A 9,570-nucleotide genomic window follows, 5' to 3' on the forward strand; every position below is an offset into this window, starting at 1 on the left:
TCACAAAGTATGAAACAAATTAGTTTTAAAATTATTGTATTTTGTGGTTCTATGTCAAATACTGTGAGTAATCAAATTTGCCACAGATTCACAGATTAGAAAAAGAGTAATTTTGTAATATGTGAATCTGTCTTCGACAGACGTAGTCTTACTTCTATTACACTTAGATTGTCTTCGACAGACGAAGTCTGTGGCTTTAATTTTTTTTACCCACACAAATCAACATAGAACCACCCTATATCTAATAAATTGCATTTTTTTTTGATACAATAAAAATAGCCTTACCTTTACAGCATTAAATAATTATCTTTTAATTAATAAAAACTCAAAAAAGTGGAAGATCTATTAGAACGATTTAAAATAAAATATAAGTATCTCATTGAAAAAGGAATGAGGGTAAAAAGTGTTTCGGAGATAAATTCTGAGAAACGTACTAAAGTAATATTGGTTAGTCGCCCAATGATTTTTGATAATAGAGAATTACCTACAAGATATGAAGGTTTGAGATTAAAAGTAATTGTTCATGGAAGGTTACCAAAAGAATTTAATATAAGAAAGCCGGAAAGTGACGGTACAAGAGTTGATTTTATTTGGGCTCCCGAAAGGTTTGAAAAATTTGTTGACAGATGCTCGGATGAAATTATGGAAACTCTTAAAAAGTCGGATATGAGTCGAGAAGAAATGCTTGATGCAATTTGCTTTGGTAATTTTAAGGAACACCAACAAAAAATATACAGATTGGTTGGACTTGGACGCTTGCCAAAATATTCAGAAGCTAAATAATTAATTATTACAAACAGTAAAAAATGAATAATACAACTAAAAGAGTTTTATCAGGAATTCAGCCAACTAATGAAATGCACTTTGGAAATTATTTTGGTGCTGTAGCTAATTGGGTTGATCTTCAGGAGAAATACGATTGTCTTTTTTGTGTTGTTGACCTCCACGCAATAACAACGTCTTATGACCCTAAAGAACTAAGAAAAAATTCAAAAAATATGTTTGTTGATATTTTGGCATGTGGCATTGACCCTGAAAAATCAACATTGTTTATTCAATCAATGGTTCCTGAACATACTGAACTTACTTGGTATTTGAATTGTGTTACATCTTACGGTCAACTAAGCAGAATGACACAGTTTAAAGATAAAAGTGAAGTTATTAATCAGCAGTCAAAAGAGAAATTTGTTTCTGCAGGATTATTTACATACCCTATTTTACAAGCTGCCGACATTTTAATTTATAAAGCTAATTACGTTCCTGTAGGCAGAGATCAAAAACAACATCTTGAACTAACAAGAAATATTGCTGATAGATTTAATAATCAATTTGGAAAATATTTTCCTTTGCCTGAACCCCTTTTTACAAAAACATCAAAAATTTTATCTTTAGCTGATCCATCAAAAAAGATGAGTAAAAGTCTTGGACCAAAACATTTCGTAGGTCTTTTTGAAGATGAAAATAAAATTAGAAAAAAAGTGAGAAGTGCTGTTACTGATATTGGTAATATAGAAAATAACAAAATGAGTCAAGGAGTAGAAGGTCTTTTTGAAATTTTAAAAGCTTGTAATAAAACTGAAATTGTTAAAAGTCTTATTGCAGATTATGATTCAGGACAGCTAAAATACAAAGAGCTAAAAGACAATGTTTCTGATGCACTTGTTGAGCTTTCAAACAAATTTAAGGAAAGGAAAAAAGAAATACTTTCGGATGAAAATAAAGTAAAGGAACTAATGATAAAAGGTTCTGAAAAAGCCAGAGTGATTGCCAAAAAAACTATTGAAGAAGTAAAACAATTAAATGGTTTAGCTTAAAAAAATGCTTCAAAAAAAATATAGAGCAATTGGACTAATGTCAGGCACCTCCCTTGATGGATTGGATATTGCCCTTTGTGATTTTTATTTTTTTAATAAAAATTGGTCTTTTAAAATTGAAAAAGGAAAAACATTTGATTACTCAAAATATTGGAAAAGCCAATTAGAAAATGCTCCTAATTTAAACGGTTTTGAACTAACTGCTCTCCATGTTAATTTTGGAAAATTGATAGCAGACAGAATTTTAGAATTTATTGATTTACAAAATGAAGAAATTGACTTAATTGCCTCTCATGGTCATACGGTTTTTCACAATCCAAGCGAAGGTATAAACCTGCAAATTGGCAAAGCTGAAGTAATTGCTACCCACACAGGAATAACTACAATCTCTGATTTTCGTTCTCTTGATATTTCACTTGGAGGACAAGGAGCACCTCTTGTTCCTATTGGTGATGAACTGCTTTTTACAAAATATGATTTTTGTTTAAACCTTGGTGGTTTTGCAAATATTTCTTTTACTAAAAACAACAAAAGAATAGCTTTTGATATTTGCCCTGTAAATATTTTGATAAATCATTACGTTAAAAAGTTTAAGTTAAATTCAATTGGATACGATAAGAATGGAGAAATTGCTCAACAAGGAGCTGTAAATAATAAATTGTTATTAGAATTAAATTCTATTAAATTTTACAAAAAGTTACCACCTAAATCATTAGGTAAAGAATGGCTGGAAAAAGAAGTGATTCCAATTATTAATAATTTCAATTTAAAAACAGAAGATTTGTTAAGAACAATTTATGAGCATGTTGCAATTCAAATATTTAATGTTGTTAAAAATAATAGCGGCAAATCTTTATTAATAACAGGCGGTGGAACTTACAATAACTTTCTGATTAAATTAATTAAGCAAAAAATAGATTCTCAAAAAAAGAAAGTGGAAATTACTATTCCCAATAAAGAAATTATTGATTTTAAAGAAGCTTTGATTTTTGCCTTTTTAGGAGTTTTAAAAAGAAGAAATGAAATAAATTGCTTAGCTTCAGTTACAGGTGCAAAGCATGACAATTGTGGAGGAAAGATTGTTGAATTAATAGAAGCCCCCCTTTACTCACACCACCCAATAATTGCATTCGCAACAAAACGAGGCTCAGGAGGTAAAGAATAAATATTTTTTTCATAATCCTTGTTGTAAGGTGAAATATTCATAGTTTTACCATCAACAACAAGAGTGCTACTTCCTCCGGGATCAAAGCCCATTGCTTTTTTAGCTCCGTAAGACATTAAAATATTTGCCATGTCAAAGTGAGTAGCTCCAACAGATTCTTTAATTCTTCCGTTTATCATAAGCACCATAGGATTCCCATCTTTATCAAGCCCTACAGAAATTTTTGGTCCTCTCATGTCTGTGTAATCAAGACGTGCTGCTTGAGTTTTTATTGAGTTAGAAGTTTTCCAACCTTCCGTTATCATATCTACATTCAATTCTCCGTCATTTATTAACAAAGGTCCTGCTTCAATTGCATGTGCAATATTTTTAAGATCAAACCCATTTACCGCATCAAATTCAATTTTCACTTTTTTATTTACTTTATTCCATTCTTCCGGAAATAATTTTTCAGGAATTGACAAGGTTAAACCTACAGGAATTATCTTTACATCTTCTCCTTTTTTTGTTTTCACAACCTCTTTAATTGTATTTCCTGCAAGGCGTACAATGTAATTCCCATTTCCTTTTAAAAATTCACTTTCCGACATCAGATTAAAATAACCTAATTCCTTTTCTGAATGTTTATTGTAAGCCGTTTTATTAAAATCCAACAATTTATCATCTGCTGATATTTTAATACCATTTTCAATGCTTACTCTTTGAATATCTATTTTGCCGTTTTTGTGAATTATAAAAGAGGGCTTGTTAAACAATGGTGCAGACACTACTTCTTCATCAATAATTAGTAACCCCAGTGGCGAGCCGATATAGGTTTCGGGCAAACCAAGTTTTCCAACCAATTCGGGGTTGAGGATATATCCTCCATTCCATGCAAGCTGAGAAGTTTTAGCTGTTTTTTTATTAAATAATTTTGTAAGTTCAGGAACAGGTTTTGGTTTATTCTCGTCAGAAAAGGCAGCAAACATCCAGTTATTTTCTTTAAGATTTACTTTAGCAATTATGCCACTATAAGGAAGACCATCATCATAAATTCCACTAACGTATTCTGTTTCTACATTAGTGTCAAACTCTTTGTAACCAAGTTCTTTTTTTATATTTTTAAGAACTTGTTTTACAGGTGAACCATTCTTTTCTGCATCTTTTTGTAATAAACGTAAAAGCCCTTCTTCGCCAAGCTTTTCAGAAAGGTCATTAAACTCATCACTTTTTATTGTCTTACTAAAATCCTTTGATGTTTGTATTGGTGTTGGATATGCAAGTGTGGTTCGTAATCCAGCAGGAACAAATTGAATAAAACCACTACCAGCAGAAATACCCATTATTTTTGCACTAAATATTTTTTCTGCTTTACCAAGATGAAATCTATCAATGTTAACAATATCAGACATTATTGGAGCATTGTCTCCATTTGTTATAAGAAAACCTTTTTTTGTTTTTATTTGTGATAATATTTTTAATGCTTTTTTACCAAGTTGAGGGAAATGAATTCCCACACATAATTGTTTCGTTTTTACAATTTTACAAATTCCCATTTTGTATAAAAGTTGTAATTCTTCATCTGCATTTGTTTTTAAATATTTATCAAGTCCGTTTGCCGAAAATCTTTTTGCTACTTGTTTTTCATGAAGGAAAATATATATTGTTGTTAAAATATCAGAATTTTCTTCCAACATTTCTTCCGTTAAATTATCATTGATTTTTAAATCCAATCTTTGACGAATAGGTTGAAGTACAAAGTATTCTAATTCTTGCTGTATATATCTCCCGGGGAAATATGCAAAAGGTACATTTTTGTTTAAATATCTTAACAGTATTTCCCTATCATCTATTTCAATAGTTGCACTGTTAGTAAGTTGAGACATTGCTAAATTCCAGTCTGTAAAAAAGTGAAGCGATCTTTTGAATCCATATTTTTCCTGAGGTTTAAAAATGTCGTTATACAAAAGATTTACAAGCCCTGTTAATTCCTGATGTGTAAATTGTTGATATGGGAAAAACTTTTTATTTCTATGCCTGTAAGCAAACGAATGATCATGCCTTATTGATGATTCTCCTTTTTGTACATAAAAAATATTCTCTACACTATTATAAAACTTATGAATTTTTTCTATTGGGATTTCTTCATTTTTTTTAAGGTTGTCAATCAATATTTTTGCAAAATCAAAAACATATCCCCTAATTTCCATTTCTTCAACTCTAAAAAAGCTGGGGTCAATCAATGACTTTAAATATAACATAAATGCTAACCTACCGCTTCCCGGCATATAATGTCTGTTTTTCTCATTGATTAATAGATTTGTATATTTATTCCTAAAGTTTGTATGCTTTTCGTATTCTTCAATTTTTGATTTGGTATAATCAAATTGTTCTTTGTTGGTTTTTAATTGTAAAAATAAAGCAAAAAGGATAGTATCCATATTTTCATAAAGTGCATTTAAACTGTATCGTTTTTCAATTGCATTTCTGTTATGCAATATTGTTTCTGTTCTGCTTTGTGGGAAAATAATTGTTTGAGCTATTTCGTCAACGAGATAATTGGGAATACGTTTCCCATCAAATTCAAATACTTTCAGCCTTAATTCTTCTTCTAAGTTTTCCCCAATAACTTCGGAGTAAACATTCTCTGGGAAATATCTGCGACAAAAAATAGGAATACCGCAGGCAGTAGCTTCAATTATTGGCAATCCTCTTCCTTCTGTTTCGCTTGGTAATAAAATTAATGATGCAATATTGTATAATTCAGGAATGCCAATTGGTTTTTCAAAATGATTGATAAATCGGGATTTGTCAAGTTCACTAAAAAGAAAGCCTATAAAAATTCTTTTTCTAATTCGTGCAGTAAGTGTTTTTAAAAAATCATCATAAAATTTTAATAGTTTAAAGAAATATGCATTTTGCCCGGATGATATTGGTCCTGAAACAATAATTGTAAGATTAAGATGTGGGTTTGATTTAAATTTTTCTATAAAAATATTATTTTTAAAAAGTTTTTCAATCAGTTTAAAATTCACTTCAATTTTTTTCCTCGAAATTATCCTTGTTGGTTGTAGAAAAACAATATTATTTCCAATAAAATCAAATTCATCAATACTTTTTGAACCAACTAATACAGGCATTAGTGATGATACACTTTGGGAACTAATCATTTTTTCAATAACTTCATCAACAGTGCAAACTTTAAGGTCTTCCTGATAATTTGAAAGAGCTGTTTTTATTTGATAAAAAGCATTTATTTTTTCTCTTTTTGATATTGTTTTAAAAACATTTGTATCAACAGCCGTATTGATTTGATGAGTATTTGCAGGATTATGCCCGTTCTTTTCAATTATATGTTTGTTCTGATTTTCATTAATATTTACTGTCATCCACGAGCGTGATTCCCATGGGAAAAGAACTTCTATTTGTGAGAAAAATTCACCTACATGAGAATTTTTAAAAAAGAAATCACGTGGTCCTTTTTTTAAGCCCTTTACTTGAACATCAACTTCTCTATTTCCCCCTTCCCAATAATAATCATGACAATTATTTATTACAGGAATGCCAAGATATTCCGATACTAAAACATTTGCTAAACTTAGAGAAACATTACCCGGATTTGAATTCACATTAATAATGTATAAAAGATTGATGTTATTTTCTTCAATATATTTTCCTAACTTTTCAGATAAAACAAGAACTTCTTTCCAAAATTTTAATATCAATTCATTGTATTCTTTACTTCCTCTTTGAAGTTTTGTAAAGAAAAAATCACGGTATAATTGCCATTGATCAAAACTTTTTATCTCTTTTATACAATGTTTATGGTAATCAGCATCAATCAGCTTATCAGCTTCAGCTTTAAATTCTCCGGCAATGTAATGGATTTTAACATCTTTAATAATGGATTTAAAAAATTGTGCATATTTATTAACCTCAATTGTAACTCCATCTACAGAGTAATAAAAAGAAAGAAAGCCAATACCACCACCCTTTAAGGTTTTTTTAAAATCAAAATACTCACCGTCAAATTCTTTTTGAGGTATTTTTTTTTCTTCCTTAAACTTATCAATAAATAATCCTAAATCAAACCAAGTGTTGATATTTTCGGCTCTAAGTGCCGCCATCATTTTTTTTACAGTCATAGCAAAATGTTTTTATTAGTAGTGTTATTAGCTTATAAATAATGTTGCAATTATTATATAGAAATTGTATTTTTAATCCTTTGTAAATAATCATCCATTGATAAATTAATTAATTTATCAAGTTTATCACCAAGAGCATCATAAGAAAAGAATTTTTTACCAAGTTCAAAATTAAAATCTGCCACTTCTTTTTGTTTATCTTTATTATAAATTATTTCCTTCATTTCTTCCACTTTTTCATCAGTAAGAGTGCTATTTTCAATCATTGGTGCCTTAAATCCTTTGCTTCCTATATCAGGCCAATAAACAGGTTTGTAATTATTTACAAAAATTGGAGTTTTTGCTAAAACAGCCTCTACAAAAGCATTGCCAAATCCTTCGTAAGTACTAAAATATGTGCAGGCTGCTGCTTCTGAATAAGCATCAGACAACGAGTACATTTTTTTACCATAAAGTGGGCTATTAAAATCTCGGGCAATACTTTCAAAAGCAAAAATTACTTTGTCTTCAAGGTCTAAATCTTTGATCTTATTAAAAAGAAAACGACTGTATTCTCCGTCATTGTCATCATTATAATTCCCTGTTATAACTAATTTTACTTTTGGATCGTCAAGTCTTTTTATTAAATCAATAGCTGTTTCAATACCTTTTCTTCTCACAATACGAGTTATTTGGAATAGAAGAATATCATCTTCTTCAACTCCAATATCTTTACGTAATGATCTATTCGTTGATGATTTCTCTCCATAAGAAACATCGAAATCCATTACATTTGGAACAACAATCGAATCAAATTTGAATTTTTCCTTTAAATCATTTTGTGCATTTATATTAATTACTGCTCTTGTAACATCAGGCAACTGAAGTGGAAAATGCTTTTCGACATAAGAATTTAACACTTTATGTTTTGATCTGTAACGACTACCTCTTTCCCAAGCATAATCATGGTCGTGAGTTATAATTTTTATGCCCGTATGTTTTACAGCTTTTTCAATTCCTATTCCCATAGATAAATGACAAGGGAGTGCCGAAGCATTTTCAGAAATAATTAAGTCAAGTTTATTTCCTGTTACCCACCAAAGTATTTCTTTAGCAATTGTGTCAGATGTTTTTTCAATATGATCAAGTAAAGGTTTTGGATCAATTTCCGGTTCAAAAAAGGCTTTACTTTGCTCAAACATACATTCAGGGGAGAAAAAAGAAAGCACAGCTAACAAGGATTCATAATTTGGATCCATGTTTCGCCCTTCGTATTGCCCTGAAAGAATATATACTTCATGACCTTGTCTCCAAAGAACTTCAATCCATTTTTCTGTTTCCAATGCAACTCCATCAACTCCACCTATTCTACCAATAATAATTCCTATTCTCATTTTTTTAAAATTTAAAGATTAGTGATATAATTTTTTTTGTTTGGTAAAAATACAATGGCAAACTTGCTTTTTGCAAATTTATTTCATATATTTGAGTAAGAATTTTATAGAATTAATATTTAAAATAAATAATTATGGCAAGTAAATTATACAATTTGAGTCACTTACAGGAAATCAGCGGAGGCAAAAAAGAATTTGAAAAAGATATCATTGAAACTTTTTTAAAGCAATATCCTAAAATTATTGAGAAAATGAGGGAATTTTTTAATGATAAAAACTGGGATCAATTATCAGAAATTGCTCATAAATTTAAGTCAACTGCAACTTTGTTGGGTATAAATAAAATTTATGAAAAAGACCTTGAACTGGAAAAGGAAGCAAAAAAGAAAAATAACCTTGACGACATACTATCTCTAATAGATTCAATTAAAGAGCTTTCAAAAGAAGCAGGCGAACAATTAAAGCTTAAGTTGGAAAATTATTAAAAAGGTTCTATGTCAAATACTGTGAGTAATCAAATTTGATTCACAGATTCCAAAATCACTCTTTTTGTAATTAATGGATTTTCGCCAAATTCAGATATATCGGGACTAAAAGATTTACCTTATTAGAATATTGCATATAAATTAATTTTAATCTGCAAAGTCTGTGGCTTTAATATTTTTTTATCCACATAAATCAACATAGAACCATTAAAAAATCCTAAAGGGGAGTTCTATAAATACATTCGCATTAAGATTTTCAGAGTTTTTTATAGACAATGAAAAAATTTGAAACACTATCGGGATAATGTAAAAATTTTTGAAGAAGTATATGAAAAACTCTGAAAACCCTTTGGGAGCAAAGATAATAAACAATCTGACTGCGTTAAAAATTTTCTCAATAGCTACGGCTATTCAGAAAATTTTGTGCCTTGCATCTTATTCATTATCTTTGTTTCTTAAAAGAAATGTATTTATAGAACTCCCCTAAAAATATTTTAAATTGACATTTGGTATAATTTTGTTAATTTTGAACTTTATTTTAATTTTGACTTTGTAAGTTTACAACTATGATAAAAAGGATTTCTTTTATTTTAATAATACTTATTCCAC

Annotated in this window: 7 protein-coding genes; 5 read left to right on the top strand and 2 right to left on the bottom strand. The window is 29.4% G+C overall.

What is annotated here, in order from left to right; genetic code table 11:
* The first annotated feature begins 333 nt into the window (after positions 1-333).
* The 3 genes from U9R42_13115 to U9R42_13125 are packed head-to-tail and all read left to right on the top strand — an operon-like array spanning position 334 to position 2,979.
* Complete coding sequence (locus U9R42_13115; GenBank protein ID MEA3496959.1) at positions 334-783, top strand: hypothetical protein; 450 nt, start codon at positions 334-336, stop codon at positions 781-783.
* A 23-nt stretch (positions 784-806) separates the two neighbouring features.
* Positions 807-1,814, top strand: coding sequence for a tryptophan--tRNA ligase (gene trpS, locus U9R42_13120; protein ID MEA3496960.1), 1,008 nt, complete (start codon positions 807-809; stop codon positions 1,812-1,814).
* A 4-nt stretch (positions 1,815-1,818) separates the two neighbouring features.
* Entirely contained in the window at positions 1,819-2,979 is a 1,161-nt protein-coding gene (locus tag U9R42_13125; protein ID MEA3496961.1) for an anhydro-N-acetylmuramic acid kinase, read from the top strand.
* On the opposite strand, the gene U9R42_13130 is transcribed toward U9R42_13125, so the two are convergent.
* Together U9R42_13130 and U9R42_13135 are read right to left on the bottom strand one after the other, a co-directional pair.
* A complete protein-coding gene (locus U9R42_13130) occupies positions 2,919-7,103 on the bottom strand; it encodes a phosphodiester glycosidase family protein (GenBank protein ID MEA3496962.1) in 4,185 nt (1,394 codons plus the stop codon). The two genes, U9R42_13125 and U9R42_13130, sit on opposite strands and share 61 nt — an antisense overlap.
* Positions 7,104-7,156: 53 nt before the next feature.
* Entirely contained in the window at positions 7,157-8,476 is a 1,320-nt protein-coding gene (locus U9R42_13135; protein MEA3496963.1) for a glycosyltransferase family 4 protein, read from the bottom strand.
* 134 nt (positions 8,477-8,610) lie between these two features.
* Here U9R42_13135 and U9R42_13140 point away from each other — a divergent pair, with 134 nt between their 5' ends.
* Entirely contained in the window at positions 8,611-8,961 is a 351-nt protein-coding gene (locus tag U9R42_13140; GenBank protein ID MEA3496964.1) for an Hpt domain-containing protein, read from the top strand.
* Positions 8,962-9,289: 328 nt separating this feature from the next.
* A complete protein-coding gene (locus tag U9R42_13145; protein ID MEA3496965.1) occupies positions 9,290-9,448 on the top strand; it encodes a hypothetical protein in 159 nt (52 codons plus the stop codon).
* The last annotated feature ends 122 nt before the right edge of the window (positions 9,449-9,570 follow it).

It is taken from the genome of Bacteroidota bacterium (assembly GCA_034723125.1).
GTDB lineage: Bacteria > Bacteroidota > Bacteroidia > CAILMK01 > JAAYUY01 > JAYEOP01.